16 protein-coding genes are annotated in these 26,102 nt (G+C 45.2%); 6 read left to right on the top strand and 10 right to left on the bottom strand.

Annotated features, from left to right (window positions below; genetic code table 11):
• Positions 1–28: 28 nt before the first annotated feature.
• The 4 genes from FDP09_RS09280 (at position 29) to FDP09_RS09265 (ending at position 4,481) form a co-directional block, all read left to right on the top strand.
• The gene (locus FDP09_RS09280; RefSeq protein WP_137402397.1) at positions 29–1,159 is read left to right on the top strand and encodes a glycosyltransferase; all 1,131 of its coding nucleotides are present in this window, start codon (positions 29–31) and stop codon (positions 1,157–1,159) included.
• Complete coding sequence (locus FDP09_RS09275) at positions 1,150–1,761, top strand: RNA polymerase sigma factor (protein WP_137402396.1); 612 nt, start codon at positions 1,150–1,152, stop codon at positions 1,759–1,761. Before FDP09_RS09280 ends, FDP09_RS09275 begins: the two co-directional genes overlap by 10 nt.
• A gap of 91 nt (positions 1,762–1,852) precedes the next feature.
• A complete protein-coding gene (gene rsmG / locus FDP09_RS09270; protein WP_137402395.1) occupies positions 1,853–2,497 on the top strand; it encodes a 16S rRNA (guanine(527)-N(7))-methyltransferase RsmG in 645 nt (214 codons plus the stop codon).
• A 193-nt stretch (positions 2,498–2,690) separates the two neighbouring features.
• A complete protein-coding gene (locus tag FDP09_RS09265) occupies positions 2,691–4,481 on the top strand; it encodes a glycoside hydrolase family 15 protein (protein ID WP_137402394.1) in 1,791 nt (596 codons plus the stop codon).
• A 58-nt stretch (positions 4,482–4,539) separates the two neighbouring features.
• Here the strand turns inward: FDP09_RS09265 and FDP09_RS09260 are convergent, their stop codons facing one another.
• From FDP09_RS09260 to FDP09_RS09220, 9 genes are all read right to left on the bottom strand, one after another.
• Positions 4,540–6,639 carry a heparin lyase I family protein gene (locus FDP09_RS09260; protein WP_137402393.1) on the bottom strand — a complete coding sequence of 700 codons (2,100 nt, stop codon included), beginning with the start codon at positions 6,637–6,639 and terminating at the stop codon, positions 4,540–4,542.
• A 43-nt stretch (positions 6,640–6,682) separates the two neighbouring features.
• A complete protein-coding gene (locus FDP09_RS09255) occupies positions 6,683–7,939 on the bottom strand; it encodes a LamG-like jellyroll fold domain-containing protein (RefSeq protein ID WP_137402392.1) in 1,257 nt (418 codons plus the stop codon).
• 465 nt (positions 7,940–8,404) lie between these two features.
• On the bottom strand, positions 8,405–9,700 hold the full coding sequence (locus FDP09_RS09250; protein ID WP_137402391.1) for an exo-beta-N-acetylmuramidase NamZ family protein: 1,296 nt from the start codon (positions 9,698–9,700) through the stop codon (positions 8,405–8,407).
• Between the two features lie 38 nt (positions 9,701–9,738).
• Positions 9,739–11,574, bottom strand: a complete 1,836-nt coding sequence (locus FDP09_RS09245) for an outer membrane protein assembly factor BamB family protein (RefSeq protein WP_137402390.1) — start codon at positions 11,572–11,574, stop codon at positions 9,739–9,741.
• Between the two features lie 236 nt (positions 11,575–11,810).
• Positions 11,811–14,762, bottom strand: coding sequence for a glycoside hydrolase family 3 N-terminal domain-containing protein (locus tag FDP09_RS09240; RefSeq protein ID WP_137402389.1), 2,952 nt, complete (start codon positions 14,760–14,762; stop codon positions 11,811–11,813).
• A gap of 232 nt (positions 14,763–14,994) precedes the next feature.
• Positions 14,995–16,779, bottom strand: coding sequence for a glycoside hydrolase family 9 protein (locus FDP09_RS09235; RefSeq protein ID WP_137402388.1), 1,785 nt, complete (start codon positions 16,777–16,779; stop codon positions 14,995–14,997).
• A 9-nt stretch (positions 16,780–16,788) separates the two neighbouring features.
• Positions 16,789–17,589 carry a polysaccharide deacetylase family protein gene (locus tag FDP09_RS09230; protein ID WP_137402387.1) on the bottom strand — a complete coding sequence of 267 codons (801 nt, stop codon included), beginning with the start codon at positions 17,587–17,589 and terminating at the stop codon, positions 16,789–16,791.
• Positions 17,590–17,676: 87 nt separating this feature from the next.
• A complete protein-coding gene (locus FDP09_RS09225) occupies positions 17,677–19,389 on the bottom strand; it encodes a RagB/SusD family nutrient uptake outer membrane protein (RefSeq protein WP_137402386.1) in 1,713 nt (570 codons plus the stop codon).
• Positions 19,390–19,402: 13 nt separating this feature from the next.
• Complete coding sequence (locus tag FDP09_RS09220) at positions 19,403–22,654, bottom strand: SusC/RagA family TonB-linked outer membrane protein (RefSeq protein ID WP_229683283.1); 3,252 nt, start codon at positions 22,652–22,654, stop codon at positions 19,403–19,405.
• A gap of 322 nt (positions 22,655–22,976) precedes the next feature.
• Here FDP09_RS09220 and hflK point away from each other — a divergent pair, with 322 nt between their 5' ends.
• The gene (gene hflK / locus FDP09_RS09215) at positions 22,977–23,954 is read left to right on the top strand and encodes an FtsH protease activity modulator HflK (RefSeq protein ID WP_137402384.1); all 978 of its coding nucleotides are present in this window, start codon (positions 22,977–22,979) and stop codon (positions 23,952–23,954) included.
• Positions 23,951–24,889: a protease modulator HflC gene (hflC, locus tag FDP09_RS09210; RefSeq protein WP_137402383.1), complete on the top strand. Its 939-nt coding sequence runs from the start codon at positions 23,951–23,953 to the stop codon at positions 24,887–24,889. Before hflK ends, hflC begins: the two co-directional genes overlap by 4 nt.
• A 453-nt stretch (positions 24,890–25,342) precedes the next feature.
• On the opposite strand, the gene FDP09_RS09205 is transcribed toward hflC, so the two are convergent.
• Positions 25,343–26,029, bottom strand: coding sequence for an N-acetylmuramoyl-L-alanine amidase (locus FDP09_RS09205; RefSeq protein WP_229683284.1), 687 nt, complete (start codon positions 26,027–26,029; stop codon positions 25,343–25,345).
• Between the last annotated feature and the right edge of the window lie 73 nt (positions 26,030–26,102).

Raw genomic sequence — 26,102 nt, 5'->3', positions numbered from 1 at the left:
TATCTTTGCAGGGAAATCCAAACGACACATGATCATCGATTTGCTCTGGCTCATTTTCGGGGCTGCTACATTTATACAAATCAGCTACTTTTTGTTTATTTACGGCAAGCTAAGTTTTTTTTATGATGACCAAAGCGATGCCCTTGCCGACCAAAACCAAGAGGGCGTGAGCATTGTGATTGCGGCGCATAACGAGGAACAAAACCTCCGGAAACTTATCCCATTACTCTTCCAGCAAAACTACCCTGCCTTTGAGGTGCTGATCATTAATGACAGGTCATATGATGGCACGCGGCATCTCTTGGAGCAGATGATGACTGAGTACCCTTTGCTCCGTACCGTCACCATCGAATACACCCCTGAGCATGTAACAGCCAAAAAATACGCACTTACCTTGGGCATTAAAGTGGCCAAATACGATGTACTCTTACTGACCGATGCCGACTGCCTTCCCGTATCGGAAAACTGGATCAGGCGAATGACCAACCCTATCCGAAATGCAGGGAAGACATTTTCCCTAGGCTATGGAGGCTATGACAGGGACAAGGGGTTCTTGAATGCCCTCATCCAATATGAAACGTGGTTTACCGCCATCCAATATTTTTCTTTTGCTTTATGGAAAGCACCCTACATGGGAGTGGGACGAAACCTGGCCTATCGCCGAAAGTATTTCATGGACCAAAAGGCATTCAAAGATCTCTGGCAAATCCTTGGCGGAGATGATGATCTCTATGTCAATAGGCACGCAAAAAAGAACAACACAGCAGTGGTCATCCATCCGGAAGGCATTACCCGCTCAATTCCCAAAAAGACCTTTAAAGAATATTATCTCCAGAAGACACGGCATTTCCAAGCAGGGAAATATTATAAGACCACTGATAAAGCCAAAATAGGACTTTATGCAATAAGTCATTTGTTTTTTTGGGCTACAGCCATAGCTTTGATCAGTATTACGCAAAAATGGGAACCAATTGGCGTTATTGTCAGTATTATATTAACAAGGGCAGTGCTTCAATTCTCCATATTCAATAGCGCTATTAAAAAAATCGAGGGTCCGAAGAAAGTGTTATGGACCATGTTTTTCGATTTAATGTATTTAAGTTATTTTTGGATTATTGGGGCTAAAGGTTACCTATCAAAGACAGTTAGATGGAAATAAACGAAAGAGGGTTCTCAGACAAAGCATTAGAAGATTTTGACTTAATAGATCAAGCGGTAGAACAAAAAGACCAACAGGCTTATGCTACACTTATGAAGCGCTATAAGAAGGCGGTCTATTTTATGATCTTAAAAATGATCCGTGACGCGGATGATGCGGAAGATCTTACTATGGAAGCTTTTGCCAAGGCCTTCAGAAATCTTCACAAGTTCAAAAAAGACTATACTTTTAGCACTTGGCTTTTTCGGATCGCCACTAATAATACGATCGACTTTATCCGAAAGAAAAAGCTCAAAACCATGAGCCTTAACAATACCCTCACCGATGACGGGGGAAACTCGGTAAACATAGATGTGGAAGATGACGATAATAACCCGCAGGATGAGTTCATCAAAAGCCAACGGATCGAAATGGTACGTATTTTTGTGGACAAACTCCCCGCGAAATACCGCAAATTAGTGAAGCTGAGGTATTTTGATGAGCTTTCTTATGATGAAATCGCACAAGAGCTGGATAAACCACTGGGAACGGTAAAAGCTCAGCTGCACCGCTCTCGCGAACTTCTCTATGAAATCGCTCAAGGAAAGCAAAAATTCATTTAAGGCTTCACAGAAAGGGGAAAACCATTCAATATGCCCCGCCTTTTAATGCTTGTCCTATGAATCTGTTACACGAATTACGCCTACAACATATATGAACCAGGAATTAGATCTGATCCTATCCTATTTTCCCGACCTATCCGACAAGCAAAAAGAACAATTCGCTGCTTTGGGAAACCTCTACCGGGAATGGAACCAGAAAATAAATGTCATCAGCCGGAAAGACATCGATGCTTTTTACCTCCATCATGTGCTACATTCCTTGGGAATCGCCAAGGTCATGCGATTTGAACCTGGCACTTGGGTATTGGACATTGGCACAGGAGGCGGTTTTCCGGGCATCCCATTAGCCATCTTATTTCCCGATACCAACTTTCACTTGGTGGATTCTATCGGAAAGAAAATCACCGTGGTAAAAGACATCGCCAAAACCCTGAAAATAAGCAATGTGGAAGCCCAGCAAATACGGGCCGAATCACTCCATCGAAAATATGATTTTATCGTAAGTAGGGCGGTTACGCGCATGGCCAATTTCTATCCTTGGGTAAAAGGCAAATTTAAGAAGGAGGATTTCAATGAATTCACGAATGGCATCCTTTATCTCAAAGGAGGAGATGTGGACGAAGAAATGGAAGAACTACCGATCTCTTATGTAACCTACCACTTGGCAGACTATTTCAAAGAGCCTTTCTTCGAAACCAAAAAAGTGGTCTATGTTCCTTATGAAGGAAAAAGGTAGTATTCATTAGCTTTACTGAAGTCTAAGGGTTTGTTTGACTGATGCTGGCCATCGATTAAGCAGCATTGTTCATGGCCAACTTTCAAACCCTACAACATTTCAACTGCACAACCTTCTTACCTTTTCATTTTTTTACTATATTCAGCGTTAACCCAAAGTTGCCTACTTTTTTACACCATTCAACCAAAAATATATGACAAAAAGACATCTTTATGGTACAGGGCTGATCGGAAACTGTGCTTATATCGCCCACATTGAAAAAAACACCAATATTAGTTGGCTCTGCTTCCCACGTTTTGACAGTGACTTCATTTTTGGAGGAATGCTGGATCGAGAAAAAGGGGGAGAGTTCAGCATTTTACCAGAAGACAATGCTTTTACCACCGAGCAAGAATACCTTGAAAACACCAATATTCTAAAAACCACCGTCACGCTCGACAATGGTGAAGAAGCTTATGCAGTAACGGATTTTGCCCCCCGCTTCATGAACTTCGAACGGTACCACAAGCCCCTGATGGTGGTCAGAAAAATCGAGCCCATCTCAGGCGAGCCGAAAATCAAAATCAACTGTAAACCGGTCACCAACAGGGGGAAGAAGAAGCTCAAACCCAGCATGAACAGCAACCATATTGAATTTTTGGGGGCTGAACAGGAAGTGCGGCTGACGGCAAATTGTTCTGTAAACTACATCATGGAAGACCGTGCCTTCAGGCTTCAACGCCCCATTTACATGTTTTTCACTTATGGTCAGCCGTTGGAAGCACCGGTAGAAAGCACTGCTGAGCGTTTTCTGCAAGCCACTACCCAATACTGGCGAGAGTGGATTAAATCTACCAGCATCCCCCACTTCTATCAAAAGCTGGTAGTCAGGTCTGCACTGGCGCTAAAAATCCACCAGTTTGAAGATACCGGAGCCATCATTGCTGCTTCCACAACCAGCCTCCCGGAATCGCCGGGTTCTACCAGAAACTGGGATTACCGCTATTGCTGGATACGGGACAGTTACTATACGCTAAATGTCTTTAACTCGCTTGGCCACTTCCAAGAATTGGAAAGGTATTTTGAATACATTCAAAACCTACCCACCAATATCAATGGCCGCTATCAACCACTTTATTCCATTACAGGGTCTGCGTTATTGGAGGAAGAACTCAGTGACCTATCAGGTTATCTTGACAACCAACCAGTCCGTTTTGGCAACCAAGCCTACACCCACATTCAAAACGACCTATATGGCCAAGTATTGGTAAGTCTTTTACCCCTTTATGCTGACAAGCGTTTTATTGAATCTGAAAAAAGCCACTCTGCACCTTTTATCCACAACCTGTTGGATAAAATAGAGGAAACCATGAATGAGAAAGATGCGGGGCTTTGGGAGTTTAGAAATTTGGCACAAGAGCATTGCTATACATTTATTTTCCATTGGGCAGGATCATGTGCGGCCATCAAAATTGCCGATCGTCTTCAGGATGACTCCATGAAAGAAAAAGCCGAAAGGCTCCGGCTACAATCGATCGAAAAAATAGAGGCATGCTATGTCCCAGAGATGAAAGCTTATGCGCAGGCTATTGGCACCAAAAACATGGATGCGAGTACCTTACAGCTTATCACCATGGGATACTTCGGCAATGACATCGAACGTGCCAACAACCACTTGAAAATGCTTGAAAAGGACCTCTTGGCCAAAGACTACCTTTTTTACCGCTACAAGCACATGGATGACTTTGGCGTGCCGGAAACCACATTTTTAATTTGTGCTTTTTGGTATATTGAGGCATTGGCCTGTGTGAACCGTCTTGATGAGGCAGTAGAAGGCTTCGAGACCCTTACCAAATACTGCAACCACCTCCAGCTATTTTCTGAAGATGTCGATCACAAAACGGGCAGTCAATGGGGCAACTTCCCCCAAGCCTACAGCCACGTAGGCCTCATGAATGCAGCCTATCGCATCGGCCAAAAACTGGATAGACCTAACTTCTTGTAAAGTAATAAAGAGATCGGTATAATACCGATCTCTTTATTCAAACTAACTATTGATGGTTTCATTCAATTGCCCTCTCCCAGTAGTAATTTGGATACTCCACTCCACTAAGCGCCCTTCGTCCTTCTGGATCCATTTTGGAAAACATGACATAGGCTGGAGCCACATTATTGGCAATCCTGACCTCATCATAGTATAGTACGCGTTCTTCGGGAATGGTCTCCAAAGTACCGGCGCCCCATTGCGAACAATACAACCCTACTTTCCAAGAATAATGGTAATCCAAATCATTGGAATACATGGTAGGCCCTTTATGATCCACCACCAATTCACGGTTCAGCCACAACTTCACTATTCCATCCGTCGGATCGAGCTCATAATAAAGTATAAAGTCATGCCACTTACCAGGGGTTATGCCCTTAAATCGATAATATCTACGCATGGTCTCTTTTAGTTCGGCGTGCTCCTCGACTTTACGATCAAACTCCCCATAACAGACTTGAAGATAGAAACCATCCAATTCTGTTCGTATACTAATTGGTGGTGACTGACTAAACCCTACATGGAGCTGCTGTATAACCTCTGCGATGGTATGTGAAGGATCTATATAGTAGTCCGAGGGAAAAAAGATCGAATAGGACATCCATTTCTTCATCTTGGACATTTCCGTTTCCATCCCGGACATGGACAACACTTCCGTACGGTGCTTTTCTAACTGGTACCTCAATCCTTTCCTAAGGTAAAACCTACCACTGGTGGTCCCTACTCTGGCATAATCAGAACTTACTATAATATCATTAGGGTCTCTATAACACTGTCTTTGAACCCAAGAGTCTGTAGCGCCCTCAGCATCCAGTTCACTGTTCTCAATAATATCCTGAAATGGACAATATTTTAATATCTCAATAGGCTTCTTCTCCAAGCTATACTTATCGATAGCAGCGATCTCATCTTCAGAAAGCACCCTTTTCCAGACAGCAAACCTACTGATGACGCTCCTGTAACTGGTTGTGGTGCCATTTAATTTTCCAAGTGTCCATTCCTCATCATTATAGACATTCATTCCATCCGTGACGTCATTGGATTTATTGAGCTTCCCGTCAGTATAAAACCGCATCGACTCTCCGTCGTATGTAATCACGCACAGTAAGGTATCTCCATCCGTAGGGTAGGAGCCGGATGCCCCCGTTGACCTCCCCCTACCATTACTTCCTTCGGATTCAGGGTTGATGCCCATTTCCATCCTTCCGTCCGAAACAGTACCCAAACGAAAACCATTATTTCCACTGCCCGATGTATAGGAGCCAAAAAATGAACCTGCTGATTTCGATCCTTTACCATACTCCACCAAAACCGTAAACTTCTCTTTAACAAAACTTAGAGATTTGGCAAAAGGTATAGATATATAACTCCTCAATTCCGCTTCTTCATTATTCCCCAATTTCACCTTGAATCCCGTCAGCGTGGACTCCCACTGAATATCTTCAGGATTGACGATCTTCCCATGATTACCATATCCACTCATATCCTCAATATAATCCCTAAACTCAGGATCTTGATTAAAGCTATAGTGGATTACGACGCCGTCGTAAACATCATTTGGCTGATAATCCGCAGTACTCATAACCGAATACAACACAAACCCCTTATCGACAAAATGATATTTAATTATATTCAGTTGGTTGACAGCATATTCCCCACTTTCCTTTATAAAACTCTCCGGCAAGTTGGGTTCGGAAGCAGCTCTATGGAAGATGAAGCCTTCCCCTTCCCCTGGCAAATAATCATCTGACAAATCCTCCGTTATATCTCCGGTCAACGGAGTGGTTTGAGCCCCATAGCGCCTCCGCCGGTCAAAAGCAATCGTACTCCCTCCAGTAAACTCGTATATATATGGATTTCCCTCAGAGGATTCTCTTTCATCAAGAAAAACAACCTTGTTCAGGTAACTAATAAAGTCCTCTATGGAGGAAAAGGGATTTTGATGCTCATCTACAAATTCTGAAAAATGACCATACAAGGCCACTTTCCCCATTTCATTGCTGTTGACCAATACGATTTCCTGCACTCTATAGATAAAATACTGTCCTGCAGGATACGACTCGTCCCCCACCCAAAAAATACCGGAACCCAATTCGCCTGGAGATATCTGAATAGCCATAGATTTTTATTTATGTGATAAAACTAAATTAAACGGTAAGGCACTAGCATTCCTCTTGCCTTACACTTTCAAAATGATTCCAAACATTCGCAATTTCCTCGTCCGACAACACACGGTCCCAAACGGCAAAATGCCTGAAAATAGTAATGGCACTTACCGTCCTGCCATTCTGTTTTCCGATATACCAATCCTCTTCATTGTACATATATTCTCCTTCAGAAATCTCGTTGGATTTATTCAGCGATCCATTGTAATAGAATCGGACATCACGGCCATCATATGTAATCACAAACTTCGATGTACTTCCATCGGTAGGATATAGCGCAGGTGAAGTAGATCTCCCCCTTCCCCCTGACCCTAACGACTCTTCGTTTACCTCAAGCTCCACTCTTCCGTCACTGACAATCCCCATATTGATCCCATTGTTTCCACTACCAGTAGTGTTACTCCCGAAAATCACTCCTGAAAACTGGCCCCGCTTTCCAAAATCAACCAAAATGGTAAATTGATGTTTCACGTACCCTAGGCTTTTAGAGAAAGGCACCCGAATAAAGCTCCGAAGCTCCACATCTTCATTATTGCCCAATGTAATGGTACCCTCTTCTTCATCCCATATGGCATCTTCTGGGTGTTCTATATATCCATTATTATTATATCCGCTCTGGTCAAGCAACGAGTTTTCAATATCCCCGCCTTTGCTAAAATCATAGTAAAGCACAAGCCCATCAAACACATCTCCGCCTTCATATCCCGATAAGTTTTCGATGGTATAAAGCTTAAACCCTTTCGTGAAATATTGGTATCGTATCAAATTCAATTCCCCTGGCGAATAGGTACCTCCACCATGGATAAAACCATTTGGAAAAGTCGGTTCATTTTCGTCTCTGTGAAAAATAAGCCCTTCCCCCCTAGTCGAATCTATCGAACCATCATTATAGTCCATAATCTGTCCGGAGAGGGGATTGGTATGGGAACCAAACATCCTTTTTCTATCATATTGTAGCACACTACCCTCTGTATATTGATAATCAAGCTGGCTCCGGCTCATATTTGCCCCACTCTTCCCGAATATCATATCATTCAGGTATTCCATCAATTCGTCCACGGATGAGAAGGAATTCCCCTGCTCATCTTCAAAGTCCGTATAGTGCCCAAAAGCCACCACAGCTCCCATTTCATTACTATTTACCAAAACGGTTTCCCCTTTCCTGTAAAGAAAAAATTTGCCTTTGGTAAAGGTCCTGTTTCCTACCATGAAGACATCAGAATCAATACCTCCTGGAATTAATTTAATCGCCATAAATATTCTTAATTTCTAGTTTGAATATGTAAAAATCAATACTACAAAACGGTAATTCGTTTCTAACAACTCCCCTTATGGAGAACCTGCTCTCTCTCGAAAGCTCATACTGAATGCACTCAGGCTTACCACCTACACATTATAAAGAATTTTAATCTTTATATAGATTAAGTTTTTAGACTATTTTTCAATAAATAAAAGTGAAATGGTGTATTAAAGCACAACTAATATTGATTAGTTTAAATTTAAAGTTGATATCATTCAATAACAAGAATATAAAAACAATTGTAAAAATATTATCAATAATTAGGGACAAACAAATCAAACTAGTAAACAAACAATATCATATTTTAACTAATTAGGCGAAAAGACCAATTTTAGTATTTCCCCCCTTAACACGGAAAAACAAAAAAACCATGCGGAAGGCCACATGGTTTCTTTTTTGAATGCTAAAAATACAACTGTTCAATACAGGAGATAACCGGACCTTCCCTCTGAAAAGTAACGTAATCCTCCTTCCCAAGCTTGAATGATGGTTTCTGGTGACTTCCCCTTCTTGATCTGTTCTCGAATAGCCGATGTCTTCCACAAACCATCCATCCTTTTCTCCTTCCACTCCAATTGATCGGGATAAAGTTCAAAAAGTGCCTCCAGCATATAGACAGCTGCTTTGGCTGATTCGAAGCTATTTCTGTCCGTAATATGAATACTGGCACTGGAACAGGTATCCCCAAGGAATTTTGGCGGATAGATCTCAATACCATCTACCACCCTGCCTGGCACATACTTGCTTGGCCCAAACGTCACTCCTGCTAATCCATAAGAAGTAAGCTGATCACTTAAGGCCTTTCCATCTATCCATGGCGCACCAATATGCTCAAATGGATGCAGCGTCCCCCTAGCTTCAGAGACATTGGTTCCCTCCAAAAGACAGGTCATGGGATAAAGCGTTGCAGTCGTCAGCGTAAGCATATTCGGTGAAGGCTTGATCCATGGCAGCCCAGTTTCATCAAACCACATGTCCCGACGATAGTTTATCATCTTTACCACGGTCAGATCAGCTTTTGGCAAGCCACTTTTCCCACGCTCCTCGTTAAACATATGGGCCAATTCGCCCACGGTCATTCCATGCACCACAGGAAGCTGATCTACCCCGACAATCGGTTTTAGTTGATCATCGCCGACTGGACCACCCACGTATTCACCTCCAATAGCGTTAGGCCTGTCCAGTACGACGTACGGAATCCCTTGCTCCGCAACGGCTTCCAATACATGGTTCATCGTGGCGATATAGGTATAAAACCGCGCTCCTACATCCTGAATATCAAAAAGCACCACGTCAATTCCTTCCAGCATCTCGGGAGTTGGCTTACGCACCTTTCCATAAAGCGAAACCACTGGCAAACCGGTGTCTTTGTCTTTCCCATCAGCGACATGTGTATCTTCTTCCCCCCGAATCCCATGCTCTGGCCCAAAAAGCAACGTCAAGTCCACTTCTTTATGCTCAAAAAGCACATCTACCAAATGCCTGCCATCTGGCAACAGACCAGTATGATTGGTCACCAAGGCCACTTTCTTTGCTTTTACCAAAGAAAAATAATCAGGTTCCAACAGCCTTTCCGCTCCGATCACTACCCGCGTGGGCTGCCCCTCGGCAGTTGTTCGCTCTTCTTTCTCTGTTGACGTCCTACTACCACAGCCGCCTAGCAGCCCTACCGCAGCACAAAACAACAATGCGCTCATTAATCTATACTTTCTCATACCTTTACTTTTAAGCTTTTTGATATTCCAATAAAAAACTAAAACTCCAACCACTCCACCTTTCCATCCATCGTCGCTACTAACAGGGAGTGATCATTGATCACGTTCACCGTATTGGCCATGGAATTATCGATTTTGTGCACCCAATTGATTTTTCTCGAAACTGGATCAACACTGTAAACCGTGCTGTTTTTTGTCCCAAAATAAACCGCGCCACTATTCTCTATCAGCATCGATGGCACATGTTCATAACCAAAACCGCAGTGCATTCGCCAGGCAAGTTTGGCGGATGCTCTACCTACCTCAAAAGCCACAATTTCATCGTTCATGGTTTTACCATATACCCATTTCCCATTAGCTGAAATACCAATGGATTCCCTTACGGTGGCTTCATTACTTCGCCAAAGTTCGGCCCCAGTAGCCCCATCCAACGCTGTAATGTAGCGATCAGGTGCCACGATATACACCACCTCTTCATGAGCCACTGGAACACACATCGCAGGTGAATACATTCTGTTGGCCGAACCATTGTCCCACTTCCAGGCCAGTTCTCCACTATCGCTATCCAAGGCATATAAGTGCTTATCCCACGCCCCAAAATACACCTTCCCCTCATACAGCAGCGGTTTGCTCACCACTGGCCCTTCCAGTCCGGAAAACTCCCACAACACATCCCCATCCGTAGCATCCAAGGCACGGAATTTACCATCACTGCCACCAATGTAAACAACCCCTTCTTTCACCACGGGAGAGCCCAAAACGGAAGCTTCTGTTGGTGTATTCCATACCAGCTCCCCCTGGCCCAAGCCCAATGCATAGATATTACCATCACCCGACCCCAAAATCACCAAATCATCGTGGACTGCCGGGGAAGAAAAAATCCCTGCCCCTGTCTGGAAATCCCACAGCACTTCTCCACTTTCGCTGGACAGTGCTTCCACTTTTCCCACGCTGTTACCGAAAACCACTTTTCCCTTTGCTTCCACGGGGGTAGAGATCACATTGGCGTCAGAGTGATAGCTCCACTTAACGGTTACTTGATCATATTGACTATTCACGCTAAAATCAGGTCTCTCATAGGGAATGTCGGATGGATAATCCCGATCGCCCAGGGCTACTTTTCGCCATGGCCTGTCGGTCTTCACCCCGGGTGTTCGTTCCGCGAAATAAGCGGTATCCTGCGAGATAGTGACGATATTATACCCACCAACTTCATCTTTCGCACGTAGATTTGACCTTCCCATCACCCCGGGAATGCCTTCAAAATCATAAGGTTTGTTACGGTGTCCATGACCACATATCGAAAACTGCGTATTATATCGCTTCAACCTGTCCGTTAGTTCAAACCAATTGTCCAGGCTATTGTCCAAAGGGTAATGGTTCACATTGATGATCCGTTGGTCTTTTGGCGTGGCCGCTAATACTGAGTCCATCCACACCACCGCATCCCTCGGGATGTGCCCATCAGACATGCGCACATAAGGCCCAGAAGCTGTCCCTATAAACTTGTACCCTTCATGCTCAAACACAAACTTATCATACCCAAACGCCTTGATAAAACTCACCCCTCCCGATTCGGACCAGCCGGTATCATGGTTGCCGGGAATGACATAAAACGGAATGTTCAGCTTGCCTATAATGTCCTTTGCACGCGCTATTTCTTCATCTGTGCCCATCTCCGTAATATCTCCCGTGAGCAGTACAAATTCCAAATTGCTTTGCGCATTAATATCCTCCACCGTTCGCTCCAAATCTTCCTCTGCAGCACCGTTGGGAGAACCAATATGAGTATCTGTCACAAAGGCAAACTTGAAATTTTGGCCAAAGGCAACCCCGAACTGCATCACCAGAAGCAATGCCAGTAAATTTTTCATAGCTTAGTTAATGATTATTGGTTATTTAAGTTATTTATTTTCGCAATTTGTTGACTTCATCCTTCCACTTGCTCAGGACAGGAATTAGGAACAGTTTAATTGTCTCAGCAACTCAAAACTTCCCAGTGCTGGTGCCCCCGCAAAACCCAGCAATCCCACCTAACCTGCCCGCCGCGGGGAAGAATTTGATATACAATTGTCTCAAGTCTCACATCTAAAGTCTCAATATTCCCCACTCACTTCATCGCCTGATATACCACTTCCAATACATTCGTGCGGGTATTGAGCTGGTAGAGTTTAGTGTTTTCCCTAGTAGGATTTACACGGTTGGAAAGGAAAATATAGACCAACTGGTTTTCTGGATCTACCCAAGCGTAAGTACCTGTAAACCCTGTATGGCCAAAGCTGCTCGCTGGTGCGCTGGGGGCTGAATTCCCATTGGGATCACCAGGCTTCCTCGGTCGGTCAAATCCCAAGGCACGGTAGTTTTCAGGACAAAACTGACATTTACCAAATTCACTCACTGTATTCCCTTTGATCAACATTTCTCCGGCATACTCACCATCATTCAGGTACAGCTGCATCAGCTTGGCCAGGTCATTGGCATCACCAAAAAGCCCCGCATGACCGCTGATTCCTCCCAACATCGCCGCTCCCTCATCATGAACGGTCCCATGCAGCAATTGCCGCCTAAAAAGACTATCGTACTCCGTGGGCACTACCCTGTCCACAGGATAGTCTTGATAGGGATTAAAGGTCAAGGTGCTTGCCCCCAAATGGTCGTAAATTGTCTCATTCAGGTAATCAATGAAATTCTCTCCCGTAATATGCTCCACCACTTTAGGAGCCAAGATAAAGGAAAGGTCACTGTAGACGTATTCCTTTTCTGAGCTAACAGGGGACTTCATGATTTCTTTATAGATCTTGTCCGCATAGTGTCGGTGGATGTAAAGATTATCGGCCACCTTGATGGGAAATCGCTTGCTTTGGTGGTCCTTAAAAGTAAACCACTTGAAAGAACCATTTTTCCTCACGGTGTTTTTCCAAAATGCAATCCACGAAGTCAACCCGGCCTGGTGGGTCAAAATGTCCTTGTAAATAAGGTCTTCCTTATTTGTTCCCCTGGCCATGGGGAGGTAATCTCCGAGGGTTTTGTTTTCGTCAAATTCCCCTTCACCATGGAGTTGCATCAACGCCGCAAGGGACGTACTTATTTTGGTCACGGAAGCCAGATCATAGAGATCGGTAATTTGCACTGGCACATTCTCTTCGTAAGTATGATGACCAAATGCCTGTTGATAAAAAACCTTACCGTCCTTGGCCACCAATACAGAGGCACCGGGAATGGCCTTTTCGGCTATGGCCTGCTCCACCAATCCTTGGATGCTGTCCAGGTTCTGCCTTGCTATACCGACTGCCTCTGGCTCTACATAGGAAAAACGAAAACCTCCTGCAGTGGTTAGCCCGTCGCCAAAAGCAAAATGACGATTGATCGTCACGGGCAATTTTCCTTTGGCGCCTACTCCACCGAAGACAAGCTGGGAGACCACATCTTGGGTCAGCTCCGACTCCTGATAAGCAGCGATCACCGCAGACGCCTTCTCCAGATCCTCCAACTTATCCAGGCTGTAAACATTGCCAAAGACAGCCACCACTGTCGGCCGGGAAGCAATCAGTTTTTTCAACATCACATTCATTTCAGCGGTAATACCGAAATTCTTCACACTGGCTTTCAGCCCCAAATGATGCACCCCTACGATCACTTTGGAATAGCCTTGGAGCCTTCCGAGCAAACCCTCCAGCGCTGACAAAGAAGTTTCCTTCGACACAAAAAATTGGTCGGCCTCCACGTAGCGGCTGAGGCCTTGCTGAAAGGCGGTCTCCTCATCGGTGCCAAGGGACACATAGGCGAGCTTTTCATCAGCAAGTTTTTTTATGGGCAGTATTTCCTCTTCATTTCTCAATAGCGTAATGGAGGCCTCCACTAGCTGCCGGTTCAGGTATTTTGCCTTCGAACTGTTCAGGTCCTCATAGATTCCCTCCATGACCACTGGCTGCCAATCACTAAGGCCTTGCCAATCCTTTGCGCGCAACACTTTCATCACACGCTTGTCCACCTCTTCTTGGGTGATTTCACCATTTGCTATGGCCTTCTTTACTTCCACAATGGTGGTTTTTACATCCATCGTGTTGAGCAGCATGTCATTTCCTGCCAGGAGTGCCTTCACATCCACAATACCGGGAGGATAAAACTTCGCTACGCCCTGCATGTTTAGTGCATCGGTAAATACCAGCCCTTCATACCCGATTTCGCCTTTCAGCAAATCCGTGACGATCGGCTTGCTAAGCGTAGAAGCCAAATTGGGCGTATCATCTAGCACAGGGATGCTCATATGTGCCACCATCACACTTCCCAGGCCGTTATTCATCAGCTTCCGGAAGGGATAAAGTTCGGTCTTTTCCAGTCGTTCCCTCGAAAAGCTGATCAAAGGAAGCCCCACATGGGAATCCACGTCGGTATCTCCATGTCCGGGAAAGTGCTTGGCATTGGCCAGCACGTGTTCATCCTGCATGCCACGCATATAGGCCATGGCCTTGGACGCTACATTTTCCTTGTCCTCCCCAAAAGACCGAAAGCCGATCACCGGGTTATTTGCATTGTTATTGATGTCCACGACAGGGGCAAAATTCACATTCACACCGATCCGCTTACACTGGCGGGCAATTTCAGCTCCCATTTCGTAGATCAAACGTTCATCTTCTATTCCGCCGAGTGCCATTTGGTATGGAAAACTCATGGTGCTGTCCAAACGCATCCCCAGCCCCCATTCGGCATCTATCGAAACCATCAAGGGCACCTCACTGATCTGCTGATAACGGTTGGTCATGCTGGCCTGTCTGCCCGGGCCTCCCTGAAAAAAGATCAACCCACCTACCTTGTATTCTTCCACCAACTGGGCAATGGAATCCTCATAAGCCCTGTCGCGATTGGAATAAACTGGAATCATGATGAGCTGCGCAATGCGTTCTTCCTCGCTCATGGTTTTAAAAACGGAATCCGCCCAAGTACTTTTCTGCTGCAAAAATGGGATTTTACTGTCCTTACCATCGGATTGGGCATTGACCATACTCAGCCCACTGACCATGGCCAGTACCAGCAACCCGCTTTTTAGTAATCGGTAGTTCATTGTTTATGTATAATTTGTCCTTTTCTTGTTTAATAATTATCGACTCCGTGCAAGTCGAAGGGTGAATATCCAAACCGCCTACGGTGTCACCCTGAGCGGAGTCGAAGGGCGACACACACGCCCCATAATTCATTCTGGGTGTTATGTGCCTTCCGTGAGAAATAAAATCTACTGGCAAGAATGCCTAAAGTCAAAATTAAGATTTTTTAAATCTTCCAATTTTCCAACCTCCTCACTCACTCCAATGTGTCATCATCAGTATGGCACCTGCCGTACCATCCATCGTGGGCTCATTGGTGCTGTAATCTCCCGAATCATCATGATACACCACTTTCTCGTTCTGAAATTCAGCAAATTCATCCGGTTCCTGCAAATGAAGCCCGAGAAGATTGCTGTAAATAGACGTGTAAACAGGCCCATCTACCAATCCTCCCGGGACCTTCAACCCTAACAAAACATATAAGCTCGTATGTACCGCCTCAGGAAATTCTCCATGGGCGGGCATTCCGGTAAACATGGATGTGCCCCAAGGATTCCTCCCAAAAAGCCAATCCCGCTGACGTGCCAAATAGCCATCATATTGATTGCTTCCGGTCATTTTCTTCAATAGGATCATTTGGGTGATCAAGCCTGTCATCAGGTTATTGGAACACCAGATAAAAGGCACACCAACCTGAAAAGGATTTTTATTGGCCCTATTGAGGGTATATTCGATCCCGACTTGGTAATAACTTTCCAATTTCTCCTGAAATGGTTCGTCCACCAAGTCATGAAGGACAAAATGCCCCATATTGATAAAAGGGTATAGCCTGTAATGGTCTGTTGAATCCTTTACCGTCCAGGAATCGGCTGTATTGCTCTGAAGGGCATAGTCCTTGGCCTGCTCCAAATATCTTTTTTCACCGGTAAGTTTAAACAGTTCTGCCGCTCCCCATTCCATGTCATCTGCCCAAGTGGACTCATTGTAGCGGTAAGGCGCGCTATAGGAATTGCCCTGCTGGAAGCCTTCTTGCTCCCTACCCAAGGCATAGAGGCTCACTGCCGCCTCCCTGTATTTTTTTGCCAAGAGGGGATCCTCCACATCATTCTCCCATATCCGCGCAGCTAAGGCCATTGCCGCAGCACACCTCCCGGCCAAATTGGCCAGACCAGTAGCTTCGCTCTTATACTTTTGTAAACCTTGCGGCTCCCCGGTGGCAAAATAAACCGGACGGTAGCTGTTGGCTCCCCAGCCATAGTCGGAATTGTCTTGGTCAGGGATTTTGTAACCTTTATGATCACGGTCATCGGCTACTTGGTGAAAAAGTTGATCCGGTTCTGGGTGCATTTTTAATATCCAGTCGAGTCCCCATTTAGCCTCATCCAAGATATCAGGAATACTATTTGCACCATCTTGTCCCAAAGCATTTACCCTATCCTGAAAACGATCCGGGTACATCTCGTAGGCAAGCAGCATATGGGCCGTAGCATAACTTGACGTAATGAGGTATTTTAACTGGTCACCGGCATCGTGCCATCCACCACTGACATCCACAAACGTGCTATCGGGCATCGGCCCAAAAAACGCCCGTCCGTCATGCTGGTGACAGACCATATCCAAGGTAGGATTATAACCACAACGCTGCTGCCGCATAAATTCCAGCAAAGTCTCTTGCTGATGGGCATAGGCATTTTGATTAATTTGGAAAGACGGGGACCTGAACTTTGAGCGTTTTGTTTGTAAATAATAGTCGCTCTCTTTCTCCACAGATGAAAAATCTACAGTAGCATAATCAAACGCTCCCCAACCTTCATTTTTGTTTTTTTGCGGTTTGATTTCAAGCTGCACCTCCCCTGTCTCCACACAAATGAGCTGTACACGCTCGCTGATGGTTCCACGGCTAAACACCACGGCACTTTTGGCATCTTCAGGCAGATAGCCCAATTGGTTCACAAGGAAATAAACGGTGTCAGCACTCGATGGATGAGGGGCCGAAAAACCAAGAAAGCTTACTAGTGAAATTAAAATCGTTAACATCGTAAAGGGTTAATGCTGCAAACAAAGCAATTCATCCACGGTCACGAGGTGGTATCCTCTTTGTCGTAATGTACTAATCAATATAGGTAATTTATCATAAAACTTATCGGTTCTTTTGGGGCTTACGCCAATATGCATCAGGAGTATAAAGCCACTCAGTCCCTTGGAGGTTTCCTGATCCATAATACTTCTTAGTATTGCTTCACTGCTCACATAATTCTCCATCTCTGGGGATGTATAATCTGCATTGGAGCGAGTGCCGGGCGTGAAATTCACCAACTGGAGTCCCATTTCTGCTGTCCACTTACTGATCGAATCGTTATACCACTCATAAGGAGGCAAATAGCATCTGGCATCCTCTTTTCCAATACCAAACTTCGCCATCTCACGGTAATTGTTTTTCAGGTCCTCCGCAAATTCCTGCTTGCTGACCAAAAGACGGTCTCGCTGCTCCCAATCACAATAAAGCAAGTGTTTATCCGAATGCGCTCCCAGGTAATGCCCGCGCCGCTTAATATCTTCTATCAGTGGTCGAAAAGCAATCCTTCGATAGAAATCACCCGTAAAGAAAAAGGAAGCCTTGACCTGCTCCTCTTCCAGTGCTTTCAAAATGGCCGATCCGCCTTCCGCAAATTGATGCCCTGTAAACACCAGTGCCAATTGCCTTTTAGCAGTATCCCCTCTAATGACCGCTCCATGGGAAATGAGCTGCCCTTTACCTGGTTGACCAGCCACTTCTAAAGCAAGCAGCCAACACAAGGTCAGCACAGTGGCCCTTGCAGCACTTGTAAACAGCACAGAAGTTTCCATAACCATAAAACGCTTAAAAATGTCCCTCTTCACCATTTGGAAAAGAGGGACATACTTAATACTTCGTACTTAACGCCGCATATTCCCCTACTGCTCCCAGCCTGGATTCTGCTCAAGCGTCACCCCGTGTTCATCATAAAGGGTGATTTGGTCCAAGGGAATAGGATCCAAATACACTTTGGGATCTTCAAACCTCCTTTGTGATGCCGCTGCTGTGGCGGGAATGATATAGCCTGTCTCACCGTCAGTTAGCGTCACACTACTTTGTAGGTCTGGATAATCTGCCTTGTCGATCCAAGCACCACGGTTGATATCCTCATTGGCTTCGGTATCGCTATATTCCAGCTTTTCCCAACGCTTCAGGTCATCCAATCGAAAGCCTTCCATCATCAGTTCAATCCTTCGCTCCCTTCTGATCTCCCAGATCAAAGAAGGCACATCTGGATCTCTTTCCGGATCATCATAGGCCACCCCGTTCACACCTGGCTCATTGCCCACCAGTGTCAAGTGAGGCATTCCTACTCCAGGGCGATCGCGCAGGACATTGATGGACATATCCAAATCAGCCTGAGTCATGGCAGGTCCACCCACAGTGGCCAATTCTACAACTGCCTCAGCATAGTTCATCAGCACTTCACCATAGCGCATTACAGGGGAATCGGTATAGTTCAGGTTAGAGCTGCCTTCTGGGTCGTCCTTGATTTCTTCATTGAGAAATTTAAGGGTGGCATAGCCCGTGGTACTGTAATTTGACAAGATTCCATTGAGCCGCAACTCATCCGTCACCAAGGTACCGTAAACCCTTCCATCGCGATTGGCCATCACATTATCTATCCCCTTGTCTCCCTGATATAGAGGCGATATAGTAATTGGCAGACCATCACTGGCCAAGTAGCTTTCTACGGCATCTTTGGAGACACCTGTTTGTGGTTCCTTGTTGTTATAGCTATTGAGCGCATGTGTTACCAATCCAGGTTCATAGTGTCTATAAAGGATCACTTCAGGATTTCCGGAAAGATTGAGAGAGGTAAAAACTTCCCTGTAGTTGTCCAGTGAATAATTCCCCGCACTGATAATTTCGTTGGCAGCCCATTTGGCTGCTTCCAGATAAGACTGGGCCTTCTCCGTGTTTCCCTCATGGTATTTTTGCCATGTCCCTTCGAATAGCATAATTCTGGACATAAACGCCAACACAACATCGCGATTTACAGAAAGGCCAGGATCTCCATCTACTTGACGGACATTGTCAGCCGCAAATTGAAGATCTTCCAATACCCTGTCCATCACAAACTCGCGGGGATCTCTTGGCCGGTAGAGGTCTTCTTCATTGGTTTCGTCCAGTTCATGGTCGTACCAAGGAACATCTCCAAACTGCTTCACGAGGTCATGATACTCCATAGCCCTAAAAAAACGTGCTACTCCTGACCAATGATTGATGGCTTCTTCATCCATTGGAACAGTTTGAATCCTTTCCAAGAAAATATTGGCCTTTCTTACCCAAGCAAAAGTCCAGTAGGAACTTGTTGCCCCTGTAGGGATATTTTGTCTAAACTGAGACGGACTGGTAGGGCCAAAGTCATCGTTTAGGCTTTGTCCGGAGAAAAAATCTCCCCAGGCATACCCAGAACCGTAACCACTAAAGTAAGCCGTATAAAATCCCCACGAAAAACTTCTTACGTTATTTTCACTGGACCAATACGTCTCGTCTGTTAGCTCATCCAATGGTGGTTTTTCGAGAAAATCCTCACAACTCACCAATGTCACAATTGCTGCTAATAATGTTAATATTCTGATTTTCATGATTTGATGCGTTTTAAAGTGTCACCTGCAAACCGAAAGAAAGGTTCCTGCTGTAAGGATAAACCCTGCCAAAGGTGTTGGAGTCATTTAATCCTGAACTGGTATAATCCACTTCCGGGTCAATAGGAAGGTCGAGGTTATCAAACTCAAACAGGTTTTCTCCACTGAAATAAACCCTCACCTTATCAATGTTTAATTTTCCTATAACGGATTGCGGTAGGGAATAGCCTATAGTGATGTTTTTCATTCTCATATAGGACATGTCCAGCAAGTAGCGTGTCTGCCTCAAGAAGTTACGTGAATTGCTGGATTGGCCAGCATCCGTAGGACGTGGGTAGAAAGCGTCTGGATTCTCTGGCGTCCAGTAGTCTTGCTGATGCGCAAACCATGCCTCTCCCGGACGGTAACCGGGAACGAAAAGCGGCCCATTCGCCCAGTAATCCCGCTTGCCTACACCTTGGATAAAGAAGCTAAAATCGATTCCTTTATAATCTCCTCCTAATCTAAATCCATATTGGTAACGAGGTGTAGAGTTACCGATTACCTTGAGGTCTCCGTGATCTTCTACCGTATTGGATCCATAGGTGATTTCTCCATCCCCGTTAAGGTCTTTGTATTTTACATCCCCTGGGCCATAAAAGAACCACCCGCTTTCATAAAGTGATTGGGAAGGAATACCTTCTTTCAGGACATATTTACCGTTTTCGGTAATCAACTCTCCATTTGCATCCTGCACAAAGTCGTCGTTGGTAAACAACCTGTCCGTTTCATATCCCCAAATTTCGCCAAGAACTCGTCCTTTGCGATTGGAATAAATACTGGTATTGTCCGCAAATTCAGTAATTCGCTCTTTGAAATCCGAAAGCATGGCCGTGGCATTAAGGTTAAAGCCATTGGAAAAGGAATGGGAATAATCCACTGCCAATTCCCAACCAGTGGTCTCCAACTCTCCTAAGTTTTGCTTAGTAGCACTGGTACCGTAGGACGCAGGCAGTACAGCACCGGCACTGTGCATATCACTGGTAGTTCTTCGATACCAGTCAAATGTCACGCCTAGCTTATCCTGAAAAAACCGGGAATCAAATCCAAAATCCAAAGTGGTCACCGTCTCCCAAGTCAAGGATGAAGGCAATGCACCGGGAGTACCAAAGGTCAGCTGATTGTCGCTGCCGACAAGCCACCCTGAAGAATAGGAGTTCATGATCCGGTAAATATCGCTCAAATAAGCATTCTGGTTACCTATCGCACCCCAAGAGGCACGCAACTTCATGAACGACATCACATTGGTTACAGGCTCCATAAACGGCTCCTCCGTAATCACATACCCTGCTGACATAGATGGGAAAAACGCCCATCGGTCTGTCGGGGACAACCTAGAAGATCCATCATATCGTCCATTGAGTTCAAGGAAGTATTTTTGCATGTAGTTATAATTGATCCTACCAAATACCCCCATGGTGGACCATTGGTTCCGTGATCCATCCACAAACTGATCACCGGAAGCCAAGTCCAGCTCCCCACGATCTAGGTCCATCAAGTCCCTTCTTTGACTGCTTTGGTACCAGTATTCGTAAGCTTCTATATCTCCGCCTGCCATAAACTTCATTTCATGGTCGCCGGCACTTTTCTCATAGGTTGCAAAGAGTTTTCCCACATTCCTATTGCTCCAAGAAGAACGGTATTCCACTCTATTATAGGACGCACTTGAATATGGAGCATATTCAAGATCGGCTCCAGTAGCCCAGAAATTATAAGCTGAAATCACGCCTCCTGTTCTATGATCATGGAAATTGTTGGAGTCAAAGGTATAGTTGGCATTAATGCTTAATCCCTCTACCGGTCTAATGGTGGTTCCCAGATTGATTCGGCTCATAGAAGTGGATTCCTCATTCATTTTCGCCTGACTTACTTCCGTCACTGCACTTCTGAAGGGATAGCCTTCATATGTACCATAAGGATAGGTTTTCGGCCATCTGAACAGATAATACCAAGGATCATAGGTTTCAGAGCTAAAATAAAACGGACGGGTAAATTTGGTTTTACTGTAAAGCACTTTTCCCCGTACATCCATCCAGTCCGTTACAGAAGTATTCACACTCAAGTCTACTGAATAGCGATTAAATTCATCGGGATTTACTTTGAGCACACCATTCTGGCCCAAATATCCTACTCCCAAACGGTAAGTGGTCTTGTCACTACCGCCGGACACGGATACATCGTGCTTTTGCTGTGGTGTCCAATCTCGCATAAACATATCTCCTGCATCCCAAGGGCGATAGAAGAAAAGACGACCGTCACGGATCTCAAAATCCCTCCCCAGCACCATTTCGTTGCCAAGGTCTTGACCACCATATTGTTGTTCCCATTCACGCATCTTTTGAATGCCCTCTTGGTCAAAATACATCCCTACTACACCAAAAACATTGGTGGAAGGATTCGTACGTTGAAGTGCACTAAAGGCCATTTCGGCTCCTTCGGCAGCATCCGCGATTACCGGTGTTTTGGTAGGCGTGGCCCAAGAAAAGTTATTGGAATAGCTTACTTTCGGAGCTTCTCCTTTTTTGCCTGTTTTGGTGGTAATCAGAATCACCCCCCAAGCACCTCGGGAGCCATAAATCGACGCCGAAGCAGCATCTTTCAGTACTGAAATGGACTCTATGTCCTCCGGGTTGATCAGTTGCAGGTTGGGCACTTCCACGTTATCCACCAAAATCAGCGGCTGGGCACCTCCAGAATTACTCAAGGTACCTGTCATGCCCCGTAGCCTGATGGATGGATTTTGGCCGATCTGTCCACTCGGCGTGGTGATGGTCAGTCCCGGGGTAGTCCCCTGAAGGCCACGGCCAACATCCGTAATTGGACGTGATTCCAGTACTTCGGTATCCACCGTGGACACGGCTCCGGTAAGGTCACTGCGCTTCTGCGTACCATAACCCACGACCACCACTTCTTCCAGTGACTTGGCCTCTGCTTCCAACGCCACGTTAACAGTCGTCTGGTCTCCTACTTCACGTTCCTGAGCGATCATGCCGATAAAGCTAAACACCAGCACCTCACCACGCTCGGCTTGGATCTGATAATTCCCATCCACATCGGTGGTCACACCCCTGGTGGTTCCTTTTACCAAGATACTCGCTCCGGGCAAAGTCCCTCCATCATCGGCACTGGAGACCGTCCCAGATATGGTCACGGTCTGTGCAAACACCTGCAAATGGAACAGGAGAAAACAAACTGCCACGAAGCAACAGCGTAAAAGTTTTTTCATGTTTGTCATTTTAGTAATAGTTAAGTGAATTGATTTTGGACAAGAGCGGAATAAAAATGGGCACTTTACTGATTTTGGGTTTACTGTCAATTGCCCATCAGAATTCCTCTCTTATTTTCTTTGGTCAAATTTTCCTAAAAAATCGACCTATTCCATCCCTGAAAACAGGGATATTCCAAAATCACCACAATACGAAACCAAACTATCGGGCTTAATAAAGGCCATTTCGAAAAAACATGGACATTTCAGACCTTTCCTCGAGGTGGTCTCAATAATTTTTTGAAGATTGATCATTCATTAGCTTAAAAAACACATACTTCTCATGAGTAACAGAAATTTTAACATTAATATTGATCCCGACATGATCAAAAGGAACCTGAGAAAAATAATCTTGGGGCTTTTGATCATTGTTGCGGCATTCAGTGCTATCCATACGGTCGGGCCTGAAGAAGAGGGCGTCGTCATCCAAATGGGAAAATACAACCGGACAGTACCACCCGGTTTGAACTTTACCCTTCCTTTTGGCATCGAAAAAATGCACAAAATCCCCGTCCAAAGACAGCTAAAACAAGAATTTGGCTTCCGCACCAGCTCCCCCAATCAACGATCCGAATATGTCAAAGAAGGCTATATCGGTGAATCTACCATGCTCACGGGTGACCTGAACCTCACCGACGTAGAATGGGTGGTCCAGTACCGGATCAACGATTCCTACAAGTACCTGTTCAAAGTCCGAAATGCCGACAAGACACTTCGTGACATGTCCGAAGCGGCCATGCGGAAAATTGTCGGCGACCGCACCGTAAACGAGGTGCTGACTGTAGGCAGGCAAGAAATTGCCAGTAGTGTAGAGCAACTCTTGCAAGAACTGTGTGACGAATATGAAAACGGCATTCGGATCGACCAAGTGGTCCTTCAGGATGTCAATCCACCAGACCCCGTAAAACCATCCTTTAACGCTGTCAACGAAGCGCAGCAAGAACGGGAAACGCTGATCAACCAAGCAGAAGCCGATTACAACCGTGTCATCCCTCGGGCTCGTGGCGAAGCATTAGAGACGATCGAACTGGCAGAAGCCTATGCCCTGAACAGGGTAAACCGCGCCAAAGGAGAAGCTGAACGCTTTAATTCACTTTTTAATGCATACCAAAAGGCTCCTGAAGTAACCAAACAGCGAATCTATTTGGAAACCATGGAAAAAGTATTGCCCAAACTGGACAATAAGGTAATCGTCGATGAAGAAGGCAATAATGTTTTACCATTGCTTAACCTGAACAAACAAGGAGGTACCGAAAAATGAAAAAGCGCATTATCATCTATATCGTTGTAGGGATCGCCCTACTGATCACCGTAAATAGCAGCATCTTTATTCAAGATGAAACCCAGCAGTCCATCGTGACACAATTTGGGAAACCCATTGGGGAACCCCGCACTACGCCAGGGATCAACTTCAAAGTACCTTTTTTGCAAAAAGTACAGTTCTTTGACAAAAGGTACCTGGAATGGGACGGTGACCGAAACCAAGTCCCCACCAAAGACAAGAAATTCATTTTCGTGGACACCTACGCCCGCTGGGAAATTACGGATCCATTGCAGTTTTTCATCCGTCTTAGGGACGAAAGGTCTGCCCAATCCAGACTGGATGATATCCTCGACGGAGAGACCCGAAATGCCATTGCCAGTCATAACCTCCTGGATGTGGTACGCTCTACCAACCGCGACCCCGAGGTAACCGAAGACTTTATGGAAGAACTGGAAGTCCTGGAAGAAATCACTGTCGGCCGTGAAAAAATCGAAGAAATCGTGCTTTCCAAGGCCAATGAAAGAACAACAGATCTGGGTGTCCGCATCCTTGACTTCAAATTCAAGCGCATGAATTATGTAAATGAAGTAAGGGACAGGGTATATGACCGAATGATCAGTGAACGAAATCGTATCGCCGATCAGTTCCGCTCAGAGGGGCAAGGTGAAGCCCGAAAAATCCAAGGGGACAAGGAAAGAGACCTCGCCCAAATCCAATCTGAAGCCTTTCGTGAGGCAGAAGAGATCAAAGGCCGTGCTGATGCTGAAGCTACCGACATCTATGCCTCAGCGTATAATCAAAACAGGCAATCAATCGAACTCTATAAATTTCTCCGAACCATGGAAAGCTTCGAAAAATCACTTGATGAAAACACCAGTATCATCCTGTCCACAGACTCTGAGTTTTTCAGGTTTTTAAACAGGTTAAACTAAATGAATAAAACTGGGTGCCAGTAGTTTTTTTCCAAAAACACTGGCACCCCAAAATGTCACTACAACGGTAAAAAAAGATGGCTCTATATGGATTATAGTGGGTAAAGATATTATTCCGGTTAAATTAATGTTGATTCATGTTCCTTTTCAGTGGGCAATTTTCTATTCTGCCTTGAGGTATTTGACGTTAAGAAATCAAAGAAGTGGGCTGGAAAAAGCGCAGGCTTGTTTGACGTGAATCAGTACAAAAAATTGGTATGCTGCACAAATAGAGGAGTTTGCCTGCGTGAGTGCTGGCTTTGATTTTAGTCATATAGCTCACCGCAGCGGGTTTTTTTGGTTACGTTTTTCACCTGAAGGGAAAAAGTAACAAGGCAACAAGATGAAAGGCAAGCTAGAATTTGACATGCAAAGTAATAGTTACCCATAGTAAATCATATAGAACCAAAAAGATCATTGAGGAACTTCCTTCAAGTCCAAATCCGTTAACCGCTTTCTGATTTTTTTCATAAAACCCTCTCCTGGGTCAGTTTTCTGCGTCCGATATCCTTCATCCTTTTCCAGCCACAGTTCGTGACCTTCAAAAGCAGTGTATTCATAATGACCAATCACATAGTCAATCGGATATTTTCTCTTCAGATGTCTTACCAAGGCTTCATTGGCCTTTACCTGTGCCTTGGTAAGAGGAGCTTTCGCACCACCTACATTTTCTACGCCAATGGCGCAATGGTTTAAGCCTATGACATGCCTGGCCATGATCGTATCCGGCAACTGCCTAAAGATGGTTCCATCCCGATCGATCAGGTAATGGGCAGACACATTCAAGGCACCTGCTGCAGCAATCCCTTCTCGACTACCAGGCAGACGAACCGGATTCATCGCATCATATGACCGCTCCAGATCTGGAATAGCCGTCCAGTGCAGCACCACCATCCTTGGATCGATGGTCGGTTCATCCTGCACCAAGCCGTAATGCGAGGCAAGGTATTCCAAGGTCAACTGCTTCCTTTCTTCATCAAACTTGACCCGCTTATCAAACACCCGGTAGGTAGGGCCGCTGCAACCCAGCAAGGCAACCAAAACCACCAGTGCACCACACGGACCAATCCTCATGTTGTTGATATTGCACCTAAATATCATGCTTACAAATTTTTAATTTTCTGCATACTCCCCTATCCCTGAAAACAGTGATTTTTTATTTTTCCGCCAATTT

This window comes from Echinicola rosea (assembly GCF_005281475.1).
GTDB classification, from domain to species: domain Bacteria; phylum Bacteroidota; class Bacteroidia; order Cytophagales; family Cyclobacteriaceae; genus Echinicola; species Echinicola rosea.
The sequence above is the reverse complement of the archived record's forward strand: the minus strand, read 5'-3'. Positions and strand labels throughout refer to the sequence as shown.

Bases quoted from the DNA above. Each gene is read 5' to 3' on its own strand.
- FDP09_RS09250 (WP_137402391.1), bottom strand. From the start codon at position 9,700: ATGAGAAAGTATAGATTAATGAGCGCATTGTTGTTTTGTGCTGCGGTA.
- rsmG (WP_137402395.1), top strand. From the start codon at position 1,853: ATGAACCAGGAATTAGATCTGATCCTATCCTATTTTCCCGACCTATCC.
- FDP09_RS09265 (WP_137402394.1), top strand. From the start codon at position 2,691: ATGACAAAAAGACATCTTTATGGTACAGGGCTGATCGGAAACTGTGCT.
- FDP09_RS09205 (WP_229683284.1), bottom strand. From the start codon at position 26,029: ATGATATTTAGGTGCAATATCAACAACATGAGGATTGGTCCGTGTGGT.
- hflC (WP_137402383.1), top strand. From the start codon at position 23,951: ATGAAAAAGCGCATTATCATCTATATCGTTGTAGGGATCGCCCTACTG.
- FDP09_RS09220 (WP_229683283.1), bottom strand. From the start codon at position 22,654: ATGAAAAAACTTTTACGCTGTTGCTTCGTGGCAGTTTGTTTTCTCCTG.
- FDP09_RS09280 (WP_137402397.1), top strand. From the start codon at position 29: ATGATCATCGATTTGCTCTGGCTCATTTTCGGGGCTGCTACATTTATA.
- FDP09_RS09275 (WP_137402396.1), top strand. From the start codon at position 1,150: ATGGAAATAAACGAAAGAGGGTTCTCAGACAAAGCATTAGAAGATTTT.
- FDP09_RS09230 (WP_137402387.1), bottom strand. From the start codon at position 17,589: ATGGAAACTTCTGTGCTGTTTACAAGTGCTGCAAGGGCCACTGTGCTG.
- hflK (WP_137402384.1), top strand. From the start codon at position 22,977: ATGAGTAACAGAAATTTTAACATTAATATTGATCCCGACATGATCAAA.
- FDP09_RS09225 (WP_137402386.1), bottom strand. From the start codon at position 19,389: ATGAAAATCAGAATATTAACATTATTAGCAGCAATTGTGACATTGGTG.
- FDP09_RS09235 (WP_137402388.1), bottom strand. From the start codon at position 16,779: ATGTTAACGATTTTAATTTCACTAGTAAGCTTTCTTGGTTTTTCGGCC.
- FDP09_RS09245 (WP_137402390.1), bottom strand. From the start codon at position 11,574: ATGAAAAATTTACTGGCATTGCTTCTGGTGATGCAGTTCGGGGTTGCC.
- FDP09_RS09255 (WP_137402392.1), bottom strand. From the start codon at position 7,939: ATGGCGATTAAATTAATTCCAGGAGGTATTGATTCTGATGTCTTCATG.
- FDP09_RS09260 (WP_137402393.1), bottom strand. From the start codon at position 6,639: ATGGCTATTCAGATATCTCCAGGCGAATTGGGTTCCGGTATTTTTTGG.
- FDP09_RS09240 (WP_137402389.1), bottom strand. From the start codon at position 14,762: ATGAACTACCGATTACTAAAAAGCGGGTTGCTGGTACTGGCCATGGTC.